A 25,587-nucleotide genomic window follows, 5' to 3' on the forward strand; every position below is an offset into this window, starting at 1 on the left:
AGACTCACCGTGTTCGATATTTCGACGCTCATTCCTTATCTTGGGGCATGCTTTCTGCTGGCCATCGTGCCAGGGCCGACGGTGACCGTCATCGTCGCCAATTCGCTAGCGCGCGGCACGGGGGCAGGGCTCGCCATCGTCGCCGGAACGCAGGCGGGCTTTCTGGTGATGACATTGGTGGTGGCGCTGGGCATGCAGGCGCTGGTGGCGTTCATGGGCGCGGCGTTTGACTGGATCAAGCTGATCGGCGCGGCCTATCTCATCTGGCTCGGCTTCAAGATGCTGCGCAGCGATGGCGATCTCGGCACGGTCGAGGCCGAGCGGGGAAAATCCAATCTTCGCACGGCACTTGAGGGATTTGTCGTAATCCTCTCCAATCCCAAGGCTCTTATCTTCCTCGGGGCGTTCCTGCCGCAGTTCGTCGACGTGTCGCGGCCGACCTTTCCGCAGGTGATGGTCCTCGGCCTATTCTTCATGCTGGTGGCCGGTTCGACCGACGCAATCTATGCCGTGGTGGCCGGCAGGGCGCGTGGGCTCTTGAGCGCCGCGCGGGTTCGCATGGTGTCGCGGCTCTCCGGGGTAATCCTCATGCTTGGTGGGGTTTGGCTGGCGCTGCAGAAACGGGCCTGATGGAGATCGTTGACCTCAAGGCGAGGCCGCAGTTTTTCAACGTGGTTGCGGATCGCATCTGGAATGCTTGGTGGAAACCGTCCGGGGCATCGTTGAGCGATGTCGAGGCCGCCCTTTCTGCCGTCATTGCGTCCGCCGCGTTTCCGTTCACGCTGATCGGCGTCGAAGACGAAAAATTCGCCGGAACGGTTACCTGCATCGCGAGCGATATCGCGGCCCGACCGGATCTGGGGCCTTGCGTCGCTGCGCTTTGGGTAGAACCCGACCGGCGTGGTTGCAATCTCGGCGGCAGATTGGTTGAGATGGCGCTTCAAAGGCTTGTGGCCGCAGGATTCGATTGTGCCTATCTGGCAGCGCGGCAGCCGTTGCGATCCTACTATCGCGGGCAGGGCTGGGAACTGATTGAAGACAATGTCGGCGACGATGCGCTCGACGTTTTCAAGCGAACGTTCGCAAGGGGATAGCGTATGCCATCGACACGAATAGAGACGCGCCGTGGCTGGCTCGGGACGCAGAAGCGCGAGTTCATCGAGGCTGTGCAGCGCGCGCTGATGACGGGCATCCTCATTCCGGAAAACGACCGCTGCATTCGGCTGGTGGAGTTCGATCAGGACGCGATGATTGCGCCGCCACATGTCGGCGAGCGCTATGTGGTGATCGAGATCAGCCTGTTTACAGGCCGGACAATCGAGGCGAAACGCCGGCTCTACGCGGCGCTGGTGACGGAACTGGCGGCGTTCGGGCTTGCGGCGCATGACATCAAGGTCATCCTGCACGAGGTTCCGCGCGAGAACTGGGGGCTCAGGGGCCTGCCGGCGAGCGAAATAGAACTGGGCTTCAAGGTCGATGTCTGAGGTGAAGTCTGGAGGCTATGGCGCGCTTCTGCGGCTGCCGGTTCCGCGACGGCTTGCTGCTGCCAGTATTCCGGCCGATTTTGCCGATTGGCTGGACTATGCAGCCGTCGTTGCGCTGGTGGTTTTTGCCTGGGGCGAGGGGCCCTTTGCGCTGGCGATGTTCGCGCTGGCGCTGAGCCTGCCGTATATATTGGTCGGGCCGTTTATCGCTGTGGTGGTGGATCGGGTGCCGATCCGGACCGTGCTGGTGGTGAGCAATCTGGGGCGGGGTCTCGCAACGTTGGGATTTGCCTTTGCCGGCGATACGGCGGTGCTGCTGGCGCTGGTTTTCGTTCGTGGCTGCATCGACTCGGCCTTTACGCCGGCCCGGCAGGCGGCGATCCAGGCGAGTACGCCGGAGGAGCTGCGCGGGGTCGCCAACGGGCTGCATCAGGCGATCAACCAGACGTCCAAGATTGCCGGGCCGGCTTTGGGCGGTCTTTTGCTGGCTTTCTGGTCGGCGCAGAGCATTTTCATGCTCAATGCAGGGCTATCGCTGGTGGCGACGCTGATTGCGTTGACCGTAGTGCTACCGCCGCGGCCGACTTCTACCGAAGAAAAAGGAAAGTTCTTCACCGAGTCGCTGAAGGGCATCAGCGAGTTCAGGCGGAGCCGGGGGCTCCTTGTCGCGCTGATTTTTTCGGCCTGCGCCTATTTCGCGTTCTTTCTCTATGACGCGCTGATTGCGCTGCTGGCGGAAGGGTTTGGCTTCGACGCCACGGCCTTCGGCCTGTCGATTTCGGCCTCGGGGCTGGGCGGGCTGGTTGGGGCGCTGGTGGCCGGGAGCATGGCGGGCAAGCGGCCAATGCTGACCATGTCGCTGGCGGCAGTGATTTCGGGTTTGACGACGTGTGCCGTGGCTGTTGCCGCGGTGATGGGTTGGTCGATGCCGCTGCCGGCCTTCCTGTTGGTCCTCTGCTTCATGGGCGCAGCGACGGCTTTCATGCTCGTGCCCTATCGCACTATCGTCCAGGCGGATGCGCCGCCGGACCGGATTGCGCGGGTGTTTGCCGCGGGCGAAGCCGTTATCACGCTGACCATGCTATCAGCGCCGCTGATCGGCAGCTTTATTGCCAGCCAGTGGGGGACGCCGATGGCCTTCCTCGCGGGCGGCTGCGTCCTGGTGCTGCTCGGCGCCGTTACGCTTGCCTCGCATCGCGGCCCATGACAAAAACCGAATGACTACAAAGGGGAGGGGCCGATGAACGGTCTGGTTGGGTTTTATCCCGGTTCGTTCGATCCACTGACCAATGGGCATCTCGACGTGATTGAGCGCGCCTGCAAGCTGGTGGATACGCTGGTGGTTGGCGTCGGCGTCAGCGCCACCAAGAAGAATCCAATGTTTTCCCACGCCGACCGGCACGCCATTCTGCAGCAAGTGCTGGGGCCGGTGGGCATTCGTACCAACACTGAATTCAAGATCGTCGATTTCTCGGGCCTGATGGTCAATGCGGCCCGCGAGCATGGCGCGAAGCTGATCATTCGCGGCCTGCGCGATACCACCGACTACAATTACGAAATGCAGATGGTGGGCATGAATGCGCAGATGGCGCCGGACCTGCAGACGGTCTTCCTGCCATCGAGCCCGCCCGTGCGGCATATCTCGGCCACATTGGTGCGTCAGATCGCCGAGATGGGTGGAGATATTTCCGCCTTCGTTCCGCCAATCGTCCTCAAGGCCTTGAAAGCATCATGATGACCTTTTCCCGCCGCCTCTTCGCCGGCCTCGCCATTTCCGCTCTTGCCCTGTCCGCCGTGCCGGCGATGGCGCAGACTGGCAAGCCGCATCTGATCCTGACGCTGGAAGACGGCACGGTCGATATCGAACTGCTGCCCGAACTGGCGCCCAAGCATGTCGAGCGCGTCATCGCGCTGACCGAGGCTGGCTCTTATGACGGTGTGGTGTTTCACCGCGTGATCGATGGTTTTATGGCCCAGACGGGCGACGTGCAGTTCGGCAAGTCGGATTCGCCCAGCTTTAACCTGGCGCAGGCCGGCATGGGTGGTTCGGACCAGCCGGACGTGCAGGCCGAGTTCAATTCCGAAAGCTTCCAGCGCGGTGTCGTCGGCGCGGCGCGTGCGCAGGACCCGAACTCGTTCAATTCGCAGTTCTTCATCACCACGGCCGATGCCAGCTTCCTCGATGGCCAGTACACGGTGTTCGGCAAGGTCGTGTCGGGCATGGAATTCGTCGATGCGCTGGAAAAGGGCCCGCAGAGTGCCAATGGCGCAGTCGCCAATCCCGACAAGATCGTGAAGGCCACGATCGAGAATAAGTAAGCGCACCGTCGTTTTGGCGGCTCGGAAAGTGCCGGGCCGCCTTGCACTTGCGTGGCATAGGCCCTAAATCCGGGCCACTTCATTTTTCCAGAAAGCGAAAATCATGGCCGATTACGCCGATCCCGAAAACACCCTCGTCATCGAAACGACCAAGGGCAATGTGGTTATCGCGATGCGTCCAGACCTGGCCCCGGGCCATGTCGATCACATCAAGAAGCTCGCCCGCGAAGGCGCCTATGACGGTGTGGTGTTTCACCGCGTGATCGACGGCTTCATGGCTCAGACCGGCGACGTGAAGTTCGGCAATTCGAATTCGGCCGACTTCAATCCGTCCCGCACCGGTACCGGCGGTTCGTCCTATCCGAACCTCAAGCAGGAATTCAACGCCGAGCCCCACGTTCGCGGCACGGCCTCGATGGCCCGCTCGCAGGATCCGAACAGCGCGAACTCGCAGTTCTTCATCTGCTTTGGTGATGCACGCTTCCTCGATCGTCAGTACACCGTTTGGGGACAGGTCATCGAAGGCATGGAAAATGTCGACCAGATCAAGCGCGGCGAACCCGTCATCAATCCCGACAAGATGGTTTCCGTTAAAGTCGCGGCCGATATCGCCTGAGATTTTGCTGGCGGCCACGGCCGCCAGCCTTTTATTTGCGGCGCGCCAGGCATATGGCGAGCGCTGGACCTGAGTGGTCCATCTGGGCGATCCTGACCCGCCGTGACGGCTGATTCCGTCGCTCGCATTCAGGACCAAGATTTTGAAAATGGATACTCTGCTTTGGGCGCTGATGGGCGTCTTCGCAGGTGCTTGCATTGCCGTGCAGGCGCCGATCAATGCCGGGCTCGGTCGCGCGCTCGAAGTACCGATTGCGGCGGCGGCCGTGTCGTTTCTGGCCGGTGGCGTGGTGCTTTGGGCGCTCGCCTTTCTCTTCAGCCATCTCACTGCAACGCCGATAAATTTCGCTGCGCCTGCGCAATGGACGCTGGTGGCAGGCGGGCTGCTTGGCGCGTTCTATGTGTTTTCCAACATCACGCTGACACCGATGATTGGCGCGGCGGCGGTGATGGCGCTTTCAGTGACGGGACAGCTCATGGCCGGGCTCGTGCTCGACAAGGTTGGCTTCATGGGCATGGCGGTGCGCGAGATCACCATGGGGCGCGTGGCCGGCGCCGCATTGCTGATCGTTGGCGCGGTGATGATCAGGGTGCTTTAGGGCAACCTTGCTGATTTTGCCCCGTTTTCGCGAAGCCGAACACATGCTAACGAGCCCAACATGCGTGTTTCCGAATTCGACTTCGACCTGCCCGAAAAACTGATCGCCCTGCATCCGGCAGAGCCGCGCGACTCTGCGCGACTGCTGGTGGTGCGGCCGGGCGAGGCATTGCAGGACCGGCATATTCCGGATCTGCTGGAACTTTTTCAGCCGGGCGATGTGCTTGTCGTCAACGATACGCGCGTTCTGCCGGCGGAATTGCGGGGCACACGGGTGCGCGGGGAGACGCGGGCGAACGTCTCGTTCAACCTACACAAGCGTGTCGACGCGCATACCTGGCGGGCCTTTGCGCGGCCGGCCAAGAAGCTGGCGCTGCTCGATGCGCTGGAGCTGGGCAATGGTCAGGCGGATGCGCTGAAGGCCCGGGTTGCGGGAAAGGGCGACACGGGAGAAGTGACGCTCGAGTTCGAATTGGGCGGGGCGCAGCTCGACGAGGCGATCAAATCGCACGGCGCCATGCCGCTGCCGCCCTATATCGGGGCCAAGCGGGCGGTCGAGGAACGCGATAAGGTCGACTATCAGACGGTTTATGCCGCTGAGGATGGCGCTGTGGCGGCGCCGACGGCAGGGCTGCATTTCACCGAAAAGTTGCTGCAGCAGTTGAGCGATCGCGGCGTGACCATGGAGCGGGTGACTCTGCATGTTGGGGCGGGAACGTTCTTGCCGATGAAAGTGGATGACACGGAAGATCATGTCATGCACTCGGAATGGGGCGATATCGATCAGGCGACGGTAGAGCGGATCAACGCCAAGCGGGCGCTGGGTGGGCGCGTCATTGCAGTTGGAACCACCAGTTTGCGGCTGCTGGAGACAGCGTCGCGGGCGACCGGGCGGTTGCAGCCGTTCATCGGCGACACGGATATCTTCATCACGCCGGGCTTCAAGTTCCGGACCGTCGATATCCTGATGACCAATTTCCACCTGCCGAAGTCGACCCTGTTCATGCTGGTCAGCGCCTTTTCGGGGCTCGACCAGATGAAGGCCGCGTATCATCACGCGATATCGAATGGTTACCGGTTTTATTCCTATGGCGACTCGTCGTTGCTGTTCCGCGCTGGCGGAGACGAGGACGACGAGGCGTGAAGCGCGGTACGCCGCCAATCGTTCGCTATACCAATCGGATCGTGATTGGGCTGCGGACGGTTGCGGCATCGGGCGATGAAAAGCTCACATTTCAACGGCTTATAGAGGCCATGGGGCAGGGGTCGCATCGGCTGCTGATCCTGATGCTGACGCTGCTCAACATGATCCCGGGCCCGCCAGGTTTTGGCGGGGTCATTGCCTGGACGACCTTTGCCGTGGCCGTTGCCATGGTGTTGGGGAAGCCGGTGCGTCTGCCTCGCATCATCGGTGAGCGCAAGCTGCCTGTGGCGCCGCTGCTCAAGGGGAGCGAGCAGGTGGTGAAGGTCACAGGGATCATCGCGCGATTTTCGCGGCCTCGGATGCGCTGGCTGACTGGCGCCGCTGCGACTATTCCCTACGGGATTTTCGCCATGGTGATCAGCGTGGCGATGACAGTGCCGATTCCCTTTTCCAATGCCGTGCCGAATGTCGGGCTCTGCGTGCTGGCCTTTTCGATGCTAAACCGGGATGGCATTGGGGCGGTTATAGGGGCCGCGATTTGTGTTCTCGGGCTGGGGGTGGAGATCGCCCTGGTGTTCGGGGCGATCAACCTCGGCATGCATGCCGTCAATACGGTGTTTTAGCCCCAGTCTATCGCGCCGGCGTGCCCCGGTGTCCCCAGGCGGAGGCGAGATGGATTGCCGGGACAAGCCTGGCAATGAAAATGGAATTGCGACTGGTGAGGTTCTGGGGCGGACTTCAGATCCCGGCCGCGTCGTGAGTGAGCGTGCCGGAGAAGCCGCAGGAAGCGCCGTGATATTCAAGGCACCCGTCGCGTTCCTCGAGAACGACGCCACCTTGGCCATCGAAAGCGATGCCGATTTCGCAATAGCGCTGGTTGAGCGGTGACTCGTCTCCGGGCTCGTACATTTCGTTTTCGACGAAGAAATTGCCGCCCTTTTTGGAGAGCAGGACTTCGCCCTCGATGCCACCTGCGCAGCCCATGAATTCTTCCTGGATTGGCACCACCGTATTGATCGAGATGGAATAGCGATCATCCTCGATATGGGTGAGGTCGAGCGTCAGATCGCCTTCGCCGCTGCCTGAATAGAGGCCTTCGATTTCGTTCACATCCTGCGCAAAAGCGGGCAGTGTGGCGAGGGAAATGGCGGCGACGAGAAGAGCGGTACGGAACATGGTTGGCCTCAACAACTGAACGTAATTTTGGAATAGGGACAGGCGAGCGTGGCGAAAATCGGACGGCGTTGCGCTGCAACCATCTCAACGGTCAGGATTTTCGTCCTCGACTAATACGGGGAACGTGGAATGCAAGAAGCGGAAATTTTCGGAATCTCGGCCGCCTGGGTCATCGCCAATGCCTGGTCGCTGGTGATCGCACTGCTGGTATTGGCGGCGGGCTGGGTGATTTCCAAGATCGTGTCGCGCTATGTCACCGGCTTTCTGGCCGCGCGCATGAAGCACAATGCCACCATCGCGCCGCTGGCGGGGCAGGTGGTGCGATATGGCATCCTGTTTGTCACCGTCATCGTCGTGTTGGGGCAATTCGGGGTGCAGACGGCGTCAATCCTCGCCGTGCTGGGTGCGGCGGGTCTGGCTATCGCGCTGGCTTTGCAGGGGACGCTCGCCAATATCGCGGCAGGCATCATGCTGGTCTTCCTGCGGCCGTTTAATTCGGGTGACTATATCGATGCGGACGGGATTGTCGGCACAGTGGTAGAGGTCGGGCTTTTCGCGACGCAGTTGCGGACGATTGACGGGCTCTACCTCTTTGCGCCGAATTCAAAGCTCTCGAACGCAAAAATCATCAATTACAGCCGGGAAACGTCGCGGATCGTCGAGGTGAAATTCAACGTGCCGCGCTCGGCCGATCTCGATCGGGTGCGCGCGGAAGTGACTCAAGCCGTGGCGACGGAATATTCCGCAAGCGCGGCCAAACCTGACATTTGGCTTGATACGCTCGGCGACAGCACGATGACGGTGGTGGTGCGGGTTCCGGTGCGGAGCGACGACTGGTGGCAGGCCCGTTCGGTCGTGCAGGAGCGGCTCAAGGTCGCTCTTGAGCGCAACAACAATTTCGCGGCGGCGACGACCTGAAGCTTTAGTGGCTGGGGCCCTTTATTCTGGCGGGGCAACCCGCTAGAAACCCGGCCCATGAGCACGACGACGAAACAGGTTACCTTCTCCCTTCTCGCAACCGATGGCGCGGCGCGGCGCGGCCGTATCGACACGCCGAGGGGCGAGATCAATACGCCGGCCTTCATGCCGGTGGGCACGGCAGGCACCGTTAAGGCCATGTATCCCGAGCAGGTGCGCGAGACCGGCGCCGATATTCTGCTTGGGAACACTTATCACCTGATGCTGCGGCCCGGTGCGGAGCGCGTGGCTTCGCTCGGTGGCCTCCATACCTTCATGGACTGGCAGCGGCCGATCCTGACCGATAGCGGCGGGTTTCAGGTCATGTCGCTCGCAAAGCTTCGGAAGCTCACCGAGAAGGGCGTGACCTTCAAGTCGCACATCGACGGCTCCTCGTATGAGCTGACGCCTGAGCGATCGATCGAGATTCAGACGCTGCTCGATAGCGATATCATCATGCAGCTCGACGAGTGCATTGCGCTGCCGGCCGAGCGCAAGGAAATCGAGCGCGCGATGGAGTTGTCGCTCCGCTGGGCGGATCGATCGAAGACCGCGTTCAACAATCAGCAGAACCGGGCTTTGTTCGGTATTGTGCAGGGCGGCGACGATGCCGAGCTTCGGGCCAAGTCGGCGGCGGGGCTCAAGTCGATTGGGTTTGACGGCTATTCCATCGGCGGGCTGGCCGTGGGCGAGCCACAGGAAGTCATGTTCCGCGTGCTGTCTGATATCACGCCGGAACTGCCGACGGATCGGCCGCGCTATCTGATGGGCGTGGGCAAGCCGGATGATATTCTGGGCGGCATCGAGCGCGGCGTCGACATGTTCGACTGCGTGCATCCGACGCGTGCCGGGCGCCATGGCCATGCCTATACGCGCTTCGGTGTCATCAATCTGAAGAATGCGCGGCACAAGGATGACCATCGTCCGCTCGACGAAGCGTCGCCCAATCCCAATTGCCGGCGCTGGAGCCGAGCCTATCTCCACCATCTGGTAAGGACGGAAGAGATTTTGGGTGCCATGGTCCTTTCGCAGATCAACCTTGCCTATTATCAAGAGCTGACCGCGGGCACGCGGGCGGCTATCGAAGCCGGCCGCATGGCCGATTTTGCGGCCGAAACGCGCGCCGCATGGGCTGCCGGCGATCTGCCGGTCCTGTAAGAAAACTCCTTGGAGAAGACGCTGATGGCTAAGTCGGGACGCAAGGCCGGGTTCGAAACGCTGGGCAAGCTCAAGAAGGCAATCGAGGGCCAGCCGATGCGGCTGCTGTTCGCGGAAGACCCGAACCGCTTCCAGCGTTTTTCGGTGTCGGGCGCTGACATTCTTCTCGATTATTCGAAGAACCGGATCGACGAAGAGGTGATGGCGGCGCTGTTCGACCTCGCACGCGCTGCCGGCGTCGAAGAGCGTCGTACGCAGATGTGCGAAGGCGAGCACATCAACATCACCGAAGACCGCGCCGTGATGCACATGGCGCTGCGCTATCAGGGCGACAAGCCTGTTGAAGTCGATGGCAAGGACGTGATGCCCGACGTGCGGGCGGTGCTGAAGGCTATCGAGACCTATACCAATGCTGTGCGCAGCGGCGAAATCCGCGGGCATGGCGGCGAGCAGATTACCGATGTGGTCAATATCGGCATTGGCGGGTCGGATCTCGGCCCGGTGATGGTGACGCTGGCGCTGGCGCCCTATACGCGGCCGGACCTCCGCGCCCATTACGTCTCCAATGTGGATGGCGCGCATATCCATGACATCCTGAAGGGGCTCGATCCCAAGAAGACGCTGTTCATCGTCGCTTCTAAGACCTTTACGACCGACGAGACCATGACCAATGCGCATTCGGCCCGTAAGTGGCTGGCTGATGCCTTGGGCGAAGAGGCGGTGCCGAACCACTTTGCAGCGGTTTCGACCAATCTGCCGGCCTGCGCCAAGTTCGGCATTCGCGAAGACCGCATTTTTGGGTTCTGGGACTGGGTTGGCGGCCGCTATTCGGTGTGGTCGGCCATCGGCCTGCCGGTGGCGCTGGCCGTCGGCTATGACAATTTTGCAAAGTTTTTGGCTGGCGCCGATGCGATGGACCGGCATTTCCTCGAGACGCCGCTGGAAAGCAATCTGCCGGTGATCATGGGCCTGCTTGGCGTCTGGTATCGGAATGTCTGGGGTTTTTCGACCCATGCCGTACTGCCCTATGATCAGCGGCTGAGCAGGTTCCCGGCCTATCTGCAGCAGCAGGATATGGAATCGAACGGCAAGTCCGTCACACTCAACGGCAAGCCGGTGGGCTGGTCGACGGGCCCGATCGTCTGGGGCGAGCCGGGCACCAATGGACAGCATGCTTTCTATCAGCTGATCCATCAGGGTACGGACGTCATTCCCTGCGATTTCCTGATCGCCGCGCAGCCGCATGAAAAGCTGCCGCCGCACCATGACAAGCTGGTGGCTAACGTCCTGGCGCAGTCGGAAGCGCTGATGTTGGGCAAGACCGAGGAAGAGGTCGTGGCCGAACTCAAGGCGCAGGGCCTCGACAAGGACAAGATCAAGGAACTCACCCCGCACAAGGTGTTCCCGGGCAATCGTCCGAGCAATACGCTGTTCTACAAACAGCTGACGCCGGAATTGCTGGGCTCGCTCGTGGCGCTCTATGAGCACAAGGTGTTCGTGCAGGGTGTCATCTGGAACGTCAATTCCTACGACCAATGGGGCGTGGAACTGGGCAAGCAGCTCGCCAAGGCGCTGCTGCCGAAGGTGCAGGGAGAGCAGAGCGGGGAGGGGCACGATAGCTCCACCCAGGGTCTCCTCAAATTCTACCTCGCCAACAAGGCCTGATCATTGACCATCACCACCGACGAGCAACTGGAAAAACTTAGGGCAATCGGCCGAATCTGTGCCGTGGCGCGCGACGCCATGGCCGCGGCCATGCGGCCGGGCATGACGACGCTCGAACTCGATGAGATCGGCGCTAAAATCCTGGCTGAGCACGGGGCGCTTTCGGCGCCTATCGTCACCTATGATTTTCCGGGGGCGACCTGCATTTCGGTGAATGAAGAGATCGCCCACGGCATTCCGGGCGACCGGGTGCTGCATGAGGGCGATCTCGTCAATATCGACGTGTCGGCGGCACTGAATGGGGTCTTTGCCGACTGTGGCGCAAGCTATGTGCTGGGCAAGGGCGACAAGCGGCTCGATACGCTCTGCCGCGATGGCAAGAAGGCGATGTGGGCCGGAATCAATGCCGTGAAGGCTGGCGCGCCGCTGGCCGACATCGGCACGGCCATCGGCAAGGTGGCCAAGAAGGGCGGCTATACGCTGATCAAGAACCTCGCCAGCCATGGTGTGGGCGATAGCCTGCATGACGAGCCGGGAGAAATCCCGACCTGGCCGGACCGGTCGGAGCGACGGCGGATCAGCAATGGGCTGGTGTTCACCATTGAGCCGTTCCTGTCGCTGGGCGGACAGTTTGCCGCGCAAAAGAGCGAGGATGACGAATGGACGCTGGTTGCCGATCCGATGGCGCCTTGCGTGCAGTATGAGCACACCGTCGTGGCGACACCCAAGGGCGCGATCGTCGTAACGCTGGCGGCTTAAAGCCAGACCAGCAGCATCGGGCCGATCAATATCGAGCCGATGGCGATGACGAAGCGCAGATTACCCAGTTGGCGCAGTGCCGGCACGCTCAGCGCCGTCGACAGCAGGAAATAGCCGACCAGCGCGATCAGCGCCGGGGCGATACCCGATGCCGTCAACGGTGTGTTTTCGTTGAGCTGGAGATAGATCATGTGCCCGCCGGCAAAGCCGATCAGCGAGGTGATGACGACTGTGACGGCCTTGGCGGTGATCAGCAGCGCCATGTCGATGGTATTGCTGGTGAGGGCGAGGGCGATGCCCGTGGCGGTGACATGCACGGCGGCCAGGGTGGCAAAGACCTGATTCTGGGCCAAAAGCGGGATCAGTTCTGGCGGCGCGAAGAGCGGCACGGCACCGACCATGGGCAGGTTTGCCCCATATTGCGCCATCAGGAAGATGACGTAGAGCATGGCAAGGGTCGAGGCTGCGAAGACGAGCAAGACCGCTGCGAGGACTTTCAGCAGGTCCATGGTATCCTGAGACACGTCGCCTCCTCACGATGCTGGGGGTTTAGTATGAGTTCGCCGGCCCGATTCTGACAGCCGTCACAGGCGGCGGCGGCCGGGCTGGGTCAGAATTCTGCTGGGTGGACGGCGCCTACGAACCGCGACCGGCATGCAAAACTCCTCCGACAGCTCGTAGGCATCGGCTCGATTGTCAAGCTCGGCATAGGGGTCGACGTCGGTGGAAGAGCTTGGCATGAGGTCATGTCGGAAACAGCGTTGCCGGGGTCATGCCCAAGTCGTATGGCAACGTCAAGACAGCGGCCTTGGGCACGTTGCCACAGACGTCAAATATGACTAAATAAGTCTAGTTATCTCTACCGGCCGACCATCGCGGCCAGTATCCTTCTTGATGGGCCAAACCATGCTTAAGCGCTTTTATGCCTACTACCGCCCCTATACAGGGCTGTTCATTCTCGACTTCGGGTGCGCCGTTATCGCGGGCCTGCTGGAGCTCGCTTTCCCACTGGCGGTCGCATATGTGATCGACACGCTGCTGCCGGAGTCGAACTATTCCCTTATCCTGGCGGCGTGTGCGGGCCTGCTCGCCATCTATGTGGTCAGCGCCGGCCTCAAGGCGATCGTCAATTATTTCGGCCATGTGCTCGGCGTGTCGATGGAAACCGACATGCGTCGGCAGGCCTTTGACCACATGCAGAAGCTCAGCTTCCGCTTTTTCGACAATCACAAGACCGGGCACCTCATTACCCATGTGACCAAGGATCTCGAGGACGTGGGCGAAATCGCGCATCACGGCCCGGAAGACCTGTTCATCGCCGTCATGACCTTTATCGGCGCGTTCCTGTTGATGTTCTTCACCAATTGGAAGCTGGCGCTGATCGCCATCGCCCTGGTGCCGGTTATGAGCTGGCTCGTGATGCGCTATGGCTCGCGCATGACCAAGAACTGGCAGGAGCTGTTCCGCAGGGTCGGGGATTTCAATGTGCGCGTGGAAGACGCCATTGGTGGCATTCGCGTGGTGAAAGCCTTTGCCAATGAGGGGCACGAATCCGGCCTGTTCCAGGACAACAACCTCGCCTATCGCAAGACCAAGTTGCAGGCCTATGCGATCATGACGGCGAGCCTGCTTATTACGTTCTTGTCTACGCGCATCGTGCAGTTGGTGATCATGATGGCCGGCGCCTGGCTGGTGGTGGTCGGCGAGCTGACCTATGGCGGTTTCGTCAGCTTCCTGCTGTTGGTGGACGTGTTCCTGCGGCCGATCGACAAGATCACGGGCGTGCTCGAAAGCTATCCCAAGGGCATTGCCGGGTTCCGGCGCTTCACCAATCTGATCGATACCGAGCCTGACATCGCCGACAGCCCCAACGCCATCGAGGTGGAGCGTCTCAATGGGCATATCCGCTTCGAGGACGTGTCCTTCTCCTACGACGAGGGCCGCTCGATCCTGCGCAACGTCAACCTCGACATCGCGTCAGGTGAAACCGTTGCCATTGTCGGGCCTTCGGGTGCCGGAAAGACAACGCTCTGCTCACTGCTGCCGCGGTTCTATGAGACCACCGAGGGTCGGATCAGCATAGATGGAATCGGTATCTCCGACATGACCCAGGCCTCGCTGCGCAAGCAGATCGGCGTGGTGCAGCAGGACGTGTTCCTGTTTGGCGGCACGCTGCGCTCGAATATCGCCTATGGCGATCTCGATGCCAGCGATGAGGCGATCATGGAAGCGGCGCGCCGGGCCCGGCTTGAAGAGATGATCGCAGGGCTGCCGGCTGGGCTCGACACCGTTGTCGGCGAGCGCGGGGTGAAGCTCTCGGGTGGGCAAAAGCAGCGCGTCGCCATTGCGCGCATCTTCCTGAAAAACCCGCCGATCCTGATCCTCGACGAGGCGACCTCGGCGCTGGACACGGCGACGGAGGCGGCGATCCAGCAGGCGCTCAATGACCTGTCGTCGGGTCGCACCACGCTGATCATTGCGCATCGCCTGGCAACGGTTCGCCACGCCCATCGCATCATCGTTCTTACGGAGAACGGCATTGCCGAGCAGGGGGCGCATGATGCGTTGCTCAACAGCAACGGCGTTTATGCGAAGCTGCACTCGGCGCAGCAACTCGGTCTTGTCGGGTGATCTGGGGAAAGAGTGGTACGCCGGGAGGGGTTCGAACCCTCGACCATTCGATTAAAAGTCGAATGCTCTACCACTGAGCTACCGGCGCATCTCCTGCATGTCTTGGCAGACATGTGGTGCAAACGCCCTGCGGCGTTGGCGCGGAAAATAGTCAGGATGGTCCCGGAGTCAACCAATATCGCACCGGGGCCGTGCAAGGCTGGGGAAGGCGGCCTTCCTAGTTGATCGGCGCGCCGGCAAAGCTCGTGGGCGAGCAGGCGATTTCCATCTGTTCGAGGCGCTGGCAGAGATCGCGCGCTTCCGACATTTCAGCGATGGGGCCGAGGATCAGGCGCTGCTGATTGGCGCCGGTGCCGTCGGTCACCAGAGGCGACATGTCGATGACCAGCGAGCCCAGGCGCACTTCAAGATCGTGCCACTGTGTGGCGGCCTGACCGGTGGCGAAGCTGGAGCCGACGGCAACAGCATAGCCAACCTGGGCGCCCGAAGATGCGCTCGGCACGGCGATGGGCGCGGGCAGGGGCTGTTGCAGCGGCGACTGGTGCACGACGACGGTGCCGCCTTCGGCTGCTACCTGCTGCCCTGCATTGTTGGTGATCGAGGCCGTGGTAACGGAGCGATCGATGGGGGCCGTCGCTGGACGCATTTCTGCGAGTGCAGGGATGGAGACCTCCAGTGCGCCGACGCGGCGGACCACTTCATTGCCGGACTGTTCCTGCAGCGAGAAGCGGGTGGTCAGCACCTCATTCTGGCGGCGCAATTGTGCGGTTTCGGTGCGCAGCTCGGCAACCTGCTGGCGCAATTGCGAGAGCGAGGCGGCGTCGTTTCGCGGCGAATGCAGCGCATTCAGGGCCGAAGAGGGAATGAGACCGCCCACATTGGCACCCAGAACGGCCAGGCCAGTGCAGACAAGCGCGGCTATTCCCCAGACTTTGACGTCCGACTGCCGAAACTGTTCTGAATTCTGCACCAATTGTCCATCCTCGATTGCCCAACGAATCAAGGGCACTACGCCCTATTAGAATGTGTCATTGGTTATCTATTCGCCAATGACAGACGCCATAAATTTGTGGCAATGGGCGAAGAAGAAACTGGCAAGCTGGAGTGGCTGCGATGACAGAACTGCTTTCCATCATTCTTGCGGCCGGCGAGGGCACGCGGATGAAGTCATCCGTGCCCAAGGTTTTGCACCCGGTCGGCGGCCTGCCCGTCGTCAGCCACGTGCTGCGCACGGCCAAGGCGGCGGGCTCGACCATTGCCGTCGTAGTGGGGCCGAACCATGAAGCCGTGGAACAGGCGGTGACGCGGTTTGAGGCGAATGCGCATATCTCCAAGCAGACGGAGCGCAAGGGCACGGCGCATGCGGTTCAGCAGGCGCGGGCGGCCTATGATGCTGCAACCGGGCATATTCTGGTGCTTTACGCGGACACGCCGCTGGTGACCAGCGAGACGATTGGTGAGATTACCGACAGGCTCGATAGCGGCGCCGATATCGTGGTGGTCGGGTTCCGGCCGGATAACCCCACGGGCTACGGTCGACTGCTAACCGAAGGAAACCGCGTCTTGGCCATTCGCGAGCACAAGGACGCGACAGAAGAAGAGCGTAGAATTGGCCTCTGCAATTCCGGCATTTTGGGGTTCCGTGGTGACACGTTGCGGTCGGTGATCGATCGGATCGACAACAAGAATGCCAAGGGCGAATATTATCTAACCGACGCAATCGAACTGGCGGCCGGGGACAAGAAGCGCGTCGATTTCATCGAGGCGGATGCGAATGAACTGGTTGGCGTCGACAACCGGGTCAAGCTCGCGGAGGCCGAGGCGACGTTCCAGGAATTCAAGCGCATTGAAGCCATGGAAAATGGCGTCACCTTGCGCGATCCCAAGAGCACCTGGTTTTCGTGGGACACGGAAATCGGGCGCGACGTGACGATTTTTCCCAATGTCGTCTTCGGGCCGGGCGTGAAAATCGCCGACAATGTCGAGATCCGGGCGTTTTGCGACATCGAGGACGCCGTAATTGGCGAGGGTGCCACCATTGGGCCGTTCGCCCGCATTCGCGGCGGGGCGGAACTGGGGCCGGATGTGCACCTGGGCAATTTTGTCGAGGTGAAGAAGTCCAAGATCGGCGCCGGGACCAAGGCGGGGCACCTGAGCTATCTTGGTGATGCTGAAATTGGTTCAAAGACCAATATCGGTGCGGGCACCATCACCTGTAACTATGACGGCGTTAACAAGGAAAAGACCGTTATCGGCGACAATGCCTTTATCGGGTCCAATGCTTCGCTGGTGGCGCCGGTGACGATCGGCAACGGCGCTTATACGGCTTCGGGGAGTGTCATTACGCAGGACGTGCCGGACGATGCGCTGGCATTTGGCCGGGCGCGGCAGGAAACCAAGCCGGGCTATGCGCCCAAATTGCGCGAACTGGCGCTCGCGAAAAAGGCCGCCAAGCTGGCAGCCAAGGGGAAATAACATGTGCGGCATTGTTGGTATTGTTGGTAACGAACCGGTTGCCGGTCGCCTTGTGGATGCGCTGAAGCGCCTGGAATATCGCGGCTATGACAGCGCCGGTGTTGCAACGCTGGAAGGCGGCGCGATCTCGCGCCGGCGAGCCGAGGGGAAGCTGGGCAATCTTGCCACCAAGCTCGGCATGGAGCCACTCGACGGCCATGTCGGCATCGGCCACACCCGCTGGGCGACGCATGGCGCGCCGACCGAGCAGAACGCGCATCCGCATGCGACCGAGCGCGTTGCCGTGGTGCACAACGGCATCATCGAGAATTTTCGCGAGCTGCTAGCTGACCTCGCGCAGGATGGATATTTGCCGCAGACGCAGACGGATACCGAATCCGTAGCGCTCTGGGTGAGCCGGGAACTGGCGAATGGCGCCGACCCGGAATTGGCCGTGGCGCGGACGCTGAAGAAGCTCAAGGGCGCTTTTGCGCTGGCCTTTCTGTTCAAGGGACAGGGCAATCTGCTGATCGCCGCGCGCCATGGGGCGCCGCTGGCCGTGGGCTATGGCGCGACGGAAATGTATCTCGGCTCCGACGCCATGGCGCTGGCGCCGTTCACCTCGCGCCTGACCTATCTCGAAGATGGCGACTGGGCTGTGATCACGCCGGCCGGCGTGACCATTCGCGATGGCAAGGATGCCATCGTCCAGCGCGAGCAGCTGCTGTCGCAGGCGTCGGCGCTGCTGGTCGACAAGGGCAACCATCGCCATTTCATGGCCAAGGAAATCTACGAGCAGCCAGAAACCATTTCGCACACGCTAAGCCACTATGTGGACATGGGCGCAGAAAAGGTAGCAATCCGTGAAAACCTGCCCTTTGATTTCGCTGATCTTTCGCGCCTGACCATGAGCGCCTGCGGCACGGCTTACTATGCGGGCGCGGTCGCGAAATATTGGTTCGAACGCTATGCGCGGCTGCCCGTGGACATAGATGTGGCGAGTGAATTCCGCTATCGCGAACCGCCGCTCGACAAAAACGGACTGTCGCTGTTCATCTCGCAGTCGGGCGAAACGGCCGATACGCTGGCGGCCCTGCGCTATTGCGCCGGGCAGGGGCAGCATGTGGCGAGCCTCGTCAACACCGTGGAATCGACGATTGCGCGTGAATCCGGCGTGGTTTTTCCGATCCTTTGCGGGCCTGAAATCGGCGTTGCTTCGACCAAGGCGCTGACGGCGCAGTTGACGGCACTGGCCAGCCTTTCGCTGGCGGCGGGCCGGGCGCGCGGCGTGGTGAGCGTCGAGCAGGAAGCGGAACTGGTGCGGGCGCTGGTGGCATTGCCTTCGGCCGTGTCCGAGGCGCTGGGCGCTGAAAGCCAGATCATCGACATTTCCAAGCGCCTGTCGAAGGCCAAGGACGTGCTTTATCTCGGGCGCGGTCCGATGTTCCCGATCGCCATGGAAGGTGCGCTAAAGCTCAAGGAAATCAGCTATATTCACGCCGAAGGTTATGCCGCCGGCGAGTTGAAGCATGGGCCGATTGCGCTGGTGGACGAAGCCATGCCGGTGATCGTCGTGGCGCCGTCGGACGAGCTGGTCGACAAGACGCTGAGCAATATGCAGGAAGTCGCGGCGCGGGGCGGGAAGATCATTCTCATCACCGACGCCGAGGGCGCGAAGACCGTTGGGCACGGCGTGGCGGATATTATCGAGATCCCGCATGTGCATCCGTTCGTCGCGCCGATCCTGGCGACGATTCCGGTGCAATTGTTGGCCTATCATACGGCTGTGTTTATGGGCACGGACGTGGATCAGCCGCGGAATTTGGCGAAGTCAGTGACCGTGGAATAGGGCGGAGAGTCTCTCAGCCTGTCCTCCCCACGGCGTCATTCCCACGAAAGCGGGAATCTCCCTGCCCGGAAACAGAGATTCCCGCTTTCGCGGGAATGACATCGTGGGGGTGGATACGACGTTGCGTATGCCTACCCCGCCCGGATCAGCGGAATAGCCAAGTCTTTTCTGAACAAATACAACAACGTACGGGCGGCTTCGCCTTCATCTCCCGTCAATCCGGGGTTACGCTGCATAAGCGCTTTTGCGTCGTCGTGGGCGAATTCGAGCAGGTGCCGGTGCACGTCCGGAACCGCGAGGCGGTAGCCGGGCATGCCGGATTGGCGCGTGCCGAGAATGTCGCCTTGGCCGCGGAGCTCGAGGTCGCGTTCGGCGATCTCGAAGCCGTCCTCGGTGGATTTTATTGTGTCGAGGCGGGCCCTCGCGGTTTCGCTGAGCGGGTCCTTGTAGAGCAGCAGGCAGGCTGAGCGTTGGGAGCCGCGACCGACGCGGCCGCGGAGCTGGTGGAGCTGGGCGAGCCCAAAACGTTCGGCATGCTCGATGATCATAATGGTGGCGTTGGGAACGTCGACGCCGACTTCGATGACGGTGGTGGCGACCAGAAGCTTGATTTCATTGGCCTTGAAGCGCGCCATGACGTCCTGCTTGGCGGCGGCAGACATGCGGCCGTGGACGAGGGCGACTTCGAGGCCGAAGATTTTTTGGAGTTCGGCGAAGCGGTCTTCGGCTGAGACGACTTCCAGCGTTTCGCTTTCTTCCACTAGCGGGCAGACCCAATAGGCCTGGGCGCCTTCGTGCAGTTTTGCCTGCAGGCGGGCGATGACGCGGTCGTAATCGCCAATGGAAAGAACCGCGGTATCAATGGGTTGGCGGCCTCGGGGCTTTTCCTTGAGGACGCTGACGGCCATGTCGCCGAAGTGCGTGAGCACCAGCGTGCGCGGGATCGGCGTGGCGGTCATGACCAGGAGGTCGGTGTGGCGACCTTTTTCCGAGAGCGCGAGGCGCTGGTGAACGCCGAAGCGGTGCTGTTCGTCGACGACCGTCAGGCCCAAATTGTTGAATTCAATGCCGGACTGAAAGAGGGCGTGGGTGCCAACGGCGATGGTAGTGGTGCCATCGGCGAGGCCGGCGAGGATGGCGCGGCGTTCGGCGGCAGGCATTTTGCCGGTGAGGAGGGCGCAACCGAGGCCGGCGGCGTCGCAAATGGGCTTGATGGTTTTATAGTGCTGCGAGGCGAGGAGTTCTGTGGGCGCCATCAGGGCGGATTGGGCGCCGGACTCGGCCATGGCGGCCATCGCCATCAAAGCGACGACGGTTTTGCCGGAGCCCACGTCACCCTGCAAAAGGCGAGACATGCGCTCTGGCGCGGCGAGGTCGGCACGGATTTCCTCGAGCGCCTGATTTTGTCCATCGGTGAGCTTGAACGGCAGCACACTGGCGACCTTGGAGGTCACGCTACCGTTGAACGTGCGGGCAATGCCGCGCTCGGAAATCATCGACGAACGGAGCAATTGCAGGGTGATCTGGCCGGCAAGATATTCGTCATAGGCGAGGCGCTGGCGGGCAGGGGCCCAAAGTTCGGCTTCGCCCGGGTTTTCGGGGAGGTGAACGCTGTGCATGGCGTCCGTAAAGGTCGGCCACTTGCGCTGGGAAATTGTCACCGGATCGATCCATTCTGGGAGCGCGGGGACAGCGTCGACGGCCTGGCGGACGAGCTTTGCCAATGCCTTGGAGCTGAGGCCGTTGGTGAGCGGATAGACGGGCTCGACCAGGGGCAGGGTGGCGAATTTGTCCGGCTCGACGATGTAGTCGGGATGGGTGATCTGCTTTTCGCCGTTGAAGAAACCAACCTGACCCGAAACGTAGCGCTCTTCCCCTACCGGCAAAGCCTTCTCGACCCAACCACCTTGGGCTCGGAAAAAGACAAGCTGCATGTCTCCAGATTCATCGTGTGTGTAAACGCGATGGGGAATGTGCTCGCGACCGCGCGGCGGGGGCTGGTGGCGGTCGATGTGGAGTTTTAGCGTGACGATCTGATTGAGATAGGCTTCGGCAATGCCGACTTGGCGGCGGCGGTCGACCGTGCCGGAGGGCATGTGCATCAGAATGTCGAGGACGATGGCCTCCTGGCCGTCGGGCGCGCCGAAAAAGCGCGTGAGCAGGGCCGCGAGCTTGTCGCCCACGCCTTTGATGGCGTGAAGCGAGCGGAACAGGGGCTGGAGGGTTTCGGGACGCGACACTGACTGATTCTCCTGCGCGCGAGAGTGGCACAAAAGAACAGGACAGGAACAGGGCAGAACCCTAGCTGGACGCCCGGGCTTTGCGCCATTTCACCAGACGCGTGCGTGCATTGGCGTAGGGCGAGGACGTATTGAACTGGATCATGCGTCCCAAGGTCCATTTTTCGTACCATGGGCGACCGTAGAGGCTGGTGTCGTCCTCCGCCTCAATGATCGCGACGATGTCGGATTTGGCGCGGTCGAGTTCGGCGAGCAGATCGGGGAAAGGAAGGGCGGCATGGTCGGCGTAGAATTTTTGTGCGAGACGGCCGAGTTCGGTCCATTTGTAGCCGGTTTCAGGGAAATCGACCTCTTCGCCGGCCTTGCGCCCGCGATACCATTTGATGACGAGTAGGTTCCAGCCGAGGAGATAGGCCGCAAGGTCGTGCACGCTCATCATGGTACCCTTGGCATGACCTTCGAGCGTCTTTTCGGCGGTTCGCTCGACCGGAATCGCGGCGAGGTCGGCGGCCAGTTTGGCGTAGGTCTTGTCGATGGCGGCCAGAAGCTCGGTCTTGTTTTGGGGAACGGCCATGGTTTGCTCCTTACTCTTCAGTGCTTCTAGGGCAGAATTCATGGTTGCTGCATGATCGAGATCAAGTTGCTTCGCCATTGTGCGCAAAGGGCTGACAATCCCTTTCAAGGCGCGTAAGAGAGTGTCCAAATCGAGAACAAACTTCTGAATCATGGATGTCGAAATGACGGCCGGTGAGGACATTGCTATTCGCCGCAAGCGGTTGCGCTATCGCGCCTGGCACCGGGGGACCAAGGAAATGGACCTCGTGCTCGGGCCATTCTGCGATGCCAATATCGAGGGGTATGGCACGGACGAGCTCGACCGGCTGGAAGCATTGATGAATGAGGAAGATCCGCCGCTGCTCAAATGGGTTATGCGGCAGGAAGAACCGCCGGCTCATATCGATCGGGCGTTTCTCGACCTCGTGGTGGCCGACCATCAGGCTCGGATCGAAAAATGAATGAAATGACTGGGCTGCCGGCCATCCGGACGATTTCCAATGTGCCTGATGGCATGCAGCCCATGGCGCTGGCGCGGCTGATCGAGCAGCGTCTGAAGGATGCGCCCGATGATGCGGCGAGCCTGGTTTTCGTTGCGCGCGACGGGCGACGCATGCAGCGCATGGCCGAGGTGCTTGGCGCGATGTTGCCCGGACACACGATCCTGACGCTGCCGGCTTGGGACTGTCTGCCCTATGACCGTGTCTCGCCCAATAACGTAACCATTGCGGCACGCATGAACACGCTGGCGGCGCTGACCAGCGGGGCAAAGGGCGCGATCGTGCTGACCGCGGTCAATGCGCTGATCCAGAAATTGCCGCCGCGCGATGTGGTTGAAACCATGTCGTTTTCGGCGGCGATCGGGCGGGTGGTGGATAGCGAGAAGCTGATCGCCTGGGCGTCGAATAATGGCTATCTGCGCGTGCCGACGGTGCGCGAGAGCGGCGAATATGCCGTGCGTGGCGGCTTGGTGGATCTTTATCCGGCAAGTGCGGACGCGCCGCTGCGCTTCGACTTCTTTGGCAGTCAGCTTGAATCGATTCGCACCTTCGATCCGGACAGCCAGCGCACGACGGGTACGCTGAAGCGGATCGCGCTGACGCCGATGAGCGAAGTGGTGCTCAACGAAGAGACCATTCGACGCTTCCGCCAGAATTACACCGCGACTTTTGGCGGCAACACGGTCGACGACACGCTTTATGCCTCGGTGAGCGGAGGCTCGCGCTATTCGGGCACCGAGCACTGGCTGCCTTTTTTCTACGACCACATGGACCGGTTGGCCGACTATGTCGGCGATGCGCCATTTGTGTTCGACGACCAGGCTGCAGAGGCTTTTGCCGAGCGTGCCGAGCAAATCGCCGACTATTACGAAGCGCGCGAAACTGCGCGCTTGCAGCCGCCGGTGGCCGGGGCAGGGGCGCCCTACAAGCCGATCAAGCCGGAACTGCTGTACGATATCGATGTGCCGCCGCAGGCACTGGCCGGCGCTTCGGTGATCCAGCTTTCGCAGTTCCTTTCGCCTCAAGCCAAGAAGGGCGACGATTGGGGCGGGCATATCGCGCCGAGCTTTGCCGCCGAGCGATTGGCGTCTGACGTCAATCTGTTCCAGGCGGTCGTCGATCGACTCTTGGCCGAGCGCCGTGAAGGGCGGCGGGTCATCGTTGCCTGCTGGAGCACCGGGACGCGCGACCGTATGGTCCAGGTTCTCAAGGACCATGGCCTCACCAATCCGCGCATGGCCGAGAATTGGCGCGATGCCGAGACGACCAGCGCCGCTACCACCTCGCTGGTGGTGCTGCCGCTCGAAACCGGCTTTGAGACCAAAGACCTGCTGGTTCTCTCCGAGCAGGATATTTTGGGCGAGCGCATTCTGCGGCCGCAGCGCAAGAAGAAGGCTTCGGATGCGCTGACCGAGGCGGCTTCGCTCTCGGCCGGCGATCTCGTGGTTCACGTCGATCATGGTATCGGCCGGTTCGTGGGCCTGAAAGTGATCGAGGCCGGTGGCGCGCCGCATGAATGCGTCGAGCTGCAATATGCCGGCGACACCAAACTTTACCTTCCGGTGGAAAACATCGAGTTGCTGACCCGTTACGGATCGGACGATTCCTCGGTCACGCTCGACAAGCTTGGCGGCGTTGCCTGGCAGGCCAAAAAAGGCAAGCTCAAGAAGCGTATCCGCGAGATGGCGGAGCAGCTTATCAAGCTTGCGGCACAGCGTTTGCTGGTCAAGGCCGATGTCATCGATATCAATGCCGGTGCCTATGATGAATTCGCCGCGCGCTTCCCCTATGAGGAAACGGAAGACCAGCTCACGGCCATCGAGGCGGTGTTTGACGACATCACCTCGGGCAAGGTCATGGACCGGCTGGTTTGCGGCGACGTGGGCTTTGGCAAGACCGAAGTCGCGTTGCGTGCGGCCTTTGGCGTGGCGCTGTCAGGCAAGCAGGTGGCCGTGGTGGTGCCGACGACGCTGCTCGCCCGCCAGCATTTCAAGACTTTCTCCGAGCGCTTCCAGGGCCTGCCGGTGCGGGTGCGCCATGCTTCGCGCATGGTGAGCGCCGGCGAGCTCAAGGCGACCAAGGAAGGACTTGCCGATGGGCAGGTGGATATCGTGGTCGGCACGCATGCGCTGCTCAGCAAGTCCATCAAGTTCAAGGATTTGGGCCTGCTGATCATTGACGAAGAGCAGCACTTTGGCGTGGGCCACAAGGAGCGCCTCAAGGAGCTCAAGGCCAATGTGCATGTGCTGACGCTGACGGCGACGCCGATTCCGCGCACGCTGCAATTGGCGCTCACCGGGGTGCGCGATCTCAGCCTGCTGGCGACGCCGCCGGTCGATCGTCTCGCTATCCGCACCTTCATTTCGCCCTTCGATCCACTGTCGATCCGCGAAGCATTGCTGCGGGAAAAGTATCGTGGCGGGCAGAGTTTTTATGTCGTGCCCAAGATCAAGGATCAGCCGGATATTGCGGAATTCCTGCGCCAGCAGGTGCCGGAGGTTTCCTACGTCGTGGCCAATGGCCAGATGCCGCCGGGCGAACTCGACGACATCATGAACGCTTTCTACGACGGCAAGTTCGACGTGTTGCTGGCGACGACGATCGTGGAATCGGGTCTCGATATTCCGAACGCCAATACGCTGATCGTGCATCGGGCCGACAATTTCGGTCTGGCGCAGCTTTATCAGATCCGCGGCCGCGTTGGTCGCGGCAAGCAGCGCGCCTATGCGCTGTTCACGGTGCCGGCTGACAAAAAATTGACCGACACGGCGGAGCGCCGCCTGGGTGTGTTGCAATCGCTCGAAAGTCTCGGCGCCGGTTTCCAGCTCGCGAGCCACGATCTCGATATTCGCGGGGCAGGGAACCTGCTTGGCGACGAGCAATCAGGCCATATCCGCGAGGTGGGCTACGAACTCTACCAGGCCATGCTGGAAGAGGCCGTGGCGGCGCTGCGGAGCGGGGAGGAAGAATACGAGGATCGCAACGAGTGGAGCCCGTCGATTTCGCTGGGCATGCCGGTGATGATCCCCGAACACTATGTGCCCGACCTGACGCTGCGCATGCAGCTTTACCGCAAGCTCGGCGACCTGACCGATATCAGGGACATCGACGCGGCGGGCGCGGAATTGATCGATCGATTCGGACCGCTGCCCGAGGAAGTCGAGGCGCTGCTGAAGGTGATCCTCGTCAAGTCATTGTGCCGGCAGGCCAATGTCGAAAAGGTCGATGCGGGCCCCAAGGGCGCGGTGCTGACGCTGCGGAACAACGAATTCCCCAATCCGGTGGGTCTGGTGAAGCTCGTGAGCGACCCGGCCAACCAGGTTCGCATCAAGCCCGATCAGAAACTCGTGTTCGCTCGCAGCTGGCCTACGCCTGAACAGAGGCTCAAAGGCACGGCTGCGATCCTATCAAAACTGGCAAAATTGGCGGAAAATGCAGCCTAGGCGACTCCATGTTGCGCTCAGGCCTCATTATATTTTGGCA

At 61.4% G+C, this 25,587-nt stretch carries 24 protein-coding genes and 1 tRNA gene; 19 read left to right on the forward strand and 6 right to left on the reverse strand.

The window, feature by feature from the left end; translation table 11 throughout:
* Positions 1–9 precede the first annotated feature (9 nt).
* The 10 genes from J7557_RS03990 to J7557_RS04035 all read left to right on the forward strand — a co-directional run bounded on the left by J7557_RS03990 (position 10) and on the right by J7557_RS04035 (position 6,783).
* On the forward strand, positions 10–630 hold the full coding sequence (locus J7557_RS03990; RefSeq protein ID WP_291417534.1) for a LysE family translocator: 621 nt from the start codon (positions 10–12) through the stop codon (positions 628–630).
* Positions 630–1,094, forward strand: coding sequence for a GNAT family N-acetyltransferase (locus J7557_RS03995; RefSeq protein ID WP_291417536.1), 465 nt, complete (start codon positions 630–632; stop codon positions 1,092–1,094). Before J7557_RS03990 ends, J7557_RS03995 begins: the two co-directional genes overlap by 1 nt.
* A 3-nt stretch (positions 1,095–1,097) precedes the next feature.
* Positions 1,098–1,484, forward strand: coding sequence for a tautomerase family protein (locus tag J7557_RS04000; RefSeq protein ID WP_291417538.1), 387 nt, complete (start codon positions 1,098–1,100; stop codon positions 1,482–1,484).
* Entirely contained in the window at positions 1,477–2,691 is a 1,215-nt protein-coding gene (locus tag J7557_RS04005; RefSeq protein ID WP_291417540.1) for an MFS transporter, read from the forward strand. Before J7557_RS04000 ends, J7557_RS04005 begins: the two co-directional genes overlap by 8 nt.
* 33 nt (positions 2,692–2,724) lie before the next feature.
* Positions 2,725–3,219, forward strand: a complete 495-nt coding sequence (coaD, locus tag J7557_RS04010) for a pantetheine-phosphate adenylyltransferase (protein WP_035083140.1) — start codon at positions 2,725–2,727, stop codon at positions 3,217–3,219.
* Positions 3,219–3,803 carry a peptidylprolyl isomerase gene (locus tag J7557_RS04015; protein ID WP_291418293.1) on the forward strand — a complete coding sequence of 195 codons (585 nt, stop codon included), beginning with the start codon at positions 3,219–3,221 and terminating at the stop codon, positions 3,801–3,803. The genes coaD and J7557_RS04015 overlap by 1 nt, the downstream gene beginning before the upstream one ends.
* Before the next feature lie 103 nt (positions 3,804–3,906).
* Positions 3,907–4,419 (forward strand): peptidylprolyl isomerase, encoded by a 513-nt coding sequence (locus tag J7557_RS04020; RefSeq protein WP_291417542.1) that lies wholly within the window; start codon positions 3,907–3,909, stop codon positions 4,417–4,419.
* A gap of 148 nt (positions 4,420–4,567) precedes the next feature.
* Positions 4,568–5,017, forward strand: a complete 450-nt coding sequence (locus J7557_RS04025; RefSeq protein WP_152565822.1) for a DMT family transporter — start codon at positions 4,568–4,570, stop codon at positions 5,015–5,017.
* 60 nt (positions 5,018–5,077) lie between these two features.
* On the forward strand, positions 5,078–6,160 hold the full coding sequence (gene queA, locus J7557_RS04030; protein WP_291417545.1) for a tRNA preQ1(34) S-adenosylmethionine ribosyltransferase-isomerase QueA: 1,083 nt from the start codon (positions 5,078–5,080) through the stop codon (positions 6,158–6,160).
* The gene (locus J7557_RS04035) at positions 6,157–6,783 is read left to right on the forward strand and encodes an exopolysaccharide biosynthesis protein (RefSeq protein ID WP_291417547.1); all 627 of its coding nucleotides are present in this window, start codon (positions 6,157–6,159) and stop codon (positions 6,781–6,783) included. The genes queA and J7557_RS04035 overlap by 4 nt, the downstream gene beginning before the upstream one ends.
* Before the next feature lie 115 nt (positions 6,784–6,898).
* On the opposite strand, the gene J7557_RS04040 is transcribed toward J7557_RS04035, so the two are convergent.
* Positions 6,899–7,336, reverse strand: coding sequence for a hypothetical protein (locus J7557_RS04040; RefSeq protein WP_291417550.1), 438 nt, complete (start codon positions 7,334–7,336; stop codon positions 6,899–6,901).
* A gap of 129 nt (positions 7,337–7,465) precedes the next feature.
* On the opposite strand from J7557_RS04040, the gene J7557_RS04045 reads away from it, so the two are divergent.
* From J7557_RS04045 to map, 4 genes are read left to right on the forward strand one after another with little or no spacing between them, the layout of a single operon-like run.
* Positions 7,466–8,254, forward strand: coding sequence for a mechanosensitive ion channel domain-containing protein (locus J7557_RS04045; RefSeq protein ID WP_291417552.1), 789 nt, complete (start codon positions 7,466–7,468; stop codon positions 8,252–8,254).
* Positions 8,255–8,311: 57 nt separating this feature from the next.
* On the forward strand, positions 8,312–9,451 hold the full coding sequence (gene tgt / locus J7557_RS04050) for a tRNA guanosine(34) transglycosylase Tgt (protein WP_291417554.1): 1,140 nt from the start codon (positions 8,312–8,314) through the stop codon (positions 9,449–9,451).
* Between the two features lie 24 nt (positions 9,452–9,475).
* Positions 9,476–11,116 carry a glucose-6-phosphate isomerase gene (pgi, locus tag J7557_RS04055; protein ID WP_291417557.1) on the forward strand — a complete coding sequence of 547 codons (1,641 nt, stop codon included), beginning with the start codon at positions 9,476–9,478 and terminating at the stop codon, positions 11,114–11,116.
* Between the two features lie 3 nt (positions 11,117–11,119).
* The gene (gene map, locus J7557_RS04060) at positions 11,120–11,875 is read left to right on the forward strand and encodes a type I methionyl aminopeptidase (RefSeq protein WP_291417559.1); all 756 of its coding nucleotides are present in this window, start codon (positions 11,120–11,122) and stop codon (positions 11,873–11,875) included.
* On the opposite strand, the gene J7557_RS04065 is transcribed toward map, so the two are convergent.
* Entirely contained in the window at positions 11,872–12,399 is a 528-nt protein-coding gene (locus J7557_RS04065) for a hypothetical protein (protein ID WP_291417561.1), read from the reverse strand. The two genes, map and J7557_RS04065, sit on opposite strands and share 4 nt — an antisense overlap.
* Positions 12,400–12,781: 382 nt before the next feature.
* Here J7557_RS04065 and J7557_RS04070 point away from each other — a divergent pair, with 382 nt between their 5' ends.
* The gene (locus tag J7557_RS04070; protein ID WP_291417562.1) at positions 12,782–14,506 is read left to right on the forward strand and encodes an ABC transporter ATP-binding protein; all 1,725 of its coding nucleotides are present in this window, start codon (positions 12,782–12,784) and stop codon (positions 14,504–14,506) included.
* Between the two features lie 13 nt (positions 14,507–14,519).
* Here J7557_RS04070 and J7557_RS04075 read toward each other — a convergent pair.
* Positions 14,520–14,594: transfer RNA gene (locus J7557_RS04075), tRNA-Lys, on the reverse strand.
* 129 nt (positions 14,595–14,723) lie between these two features.
* Entirely contained in the window at positions 14,724–15,479 is a 756-nt protein-coding gene (locus J7557_RS04080; protein ID WP_291417564.1) for a hypothetical protein, read from the reverse strand.
* Between the two features lie 140 nt (positions 15,480–15,619).
* On the opposite strand from J7557_RS04080, the gene glmU reads away from it, so the two are divergent.
* Positions 15,620–16,981 carry a bifunctional UDP-N-acetylglucosamine diphosphorylase/glucosamine-1-phosphate N-acetyltransferase GlmU gene (gene glmU, locus J7557_RS04085; protein WP_291417566.1) on the forward strand — a complete coding sequence of 454 codons (1,362 nt, stop codon included), beginning with the start codon at positions 15,620–15,622 and terminating at the stop codon, positions 16,979–16,981.
* Between the two features lies 1 nt (position 16,982).
* Positions 16,983–18,809, forward strand: coding sequence for a glutamine--fructose-6-phosphate transaminase (isomerizing) (gene glmS, locus J7557_RS04090; protein ID WP_291417568.1), 1,827 nt, complete (start codon positions 16,983–16,985; stop codon positions 18,807–18,809).
* A gap of 131 nt (positions 18,810–18,940) precedes the next feature.
* On the opposite strand, the gene recG is transcribed toward glmS, so the two are convergent.
* Together recG and J7557_RS04100 are read right to left on the reverse strand one after the other, a co-directional pair.
* The gene (recG, locus tag J7557_RS04095; protein ID WP_291417570.1) at positions 18,941–21,049 is read right to left on the reverse strand and encodes an ATP-dependent DNA helicase RecG; all 2,109 of its coding nucleotides are present in this window, start codon (positions 21,047–21,049) and stop codon (positions 18,941–18,943) included.
* Positions 21,050–21,110: 61 nt separating this feature from the next.
* Positions 21,111–21,623 (reverse strand): ClbS/DfsB family four-helix bundle protein, encoded by a 513-nt coding sequence (locus J7557_RS04100; RefSeq protein ID WP_291417572.1) that lies wholly within the window; start codon positions 21,621–21,623, stop codon positions 21,111–21,113.
* Positions 21,624–21,786: 163 nt separating this feature from the next.
* Here J7557_RS04100 and J7557_RS04105 point away from each other — a divergent pair, with 163 nt between their 5' ends.
* Positions 21,787–22,065 (forward strand): succinate dehydrogenase assembly factor 2, encoded by a 279-nt coding sequence (locus J7557_RS04105; protein ID WP_291417574.1) that lies wholly within the window; start codon positions 21,787–21,789, stop codon positions 22,063–22,065.
* Positions 22,062–25,547 (forward strand): transcription-repair coupling factor, encoded by a 3,486-nt coding sequence (mfd, locus tag J7557_RS04110; protein ID WP_291417576.1) that lies wholly within the window; start codon positions 22,062–22,064, stop codon positions 25,545–25,547. The genes J7557_RS04105 and mfd overlap by 4 nt, the downstream gene beginning before the upstream one ends.
* Positions 25,548–25,587: the final 40 nt, after the last annotated feature.

Source organism: Devosia sp., assembly GCF_017744655.1.
In the GTDB taxonomy this organism is placed as follows: domain Bacteria; phylum Pseudomonadota; class Alphaproteobacteria; order Rhizobiales; family Devosiaceae; genus Devosia.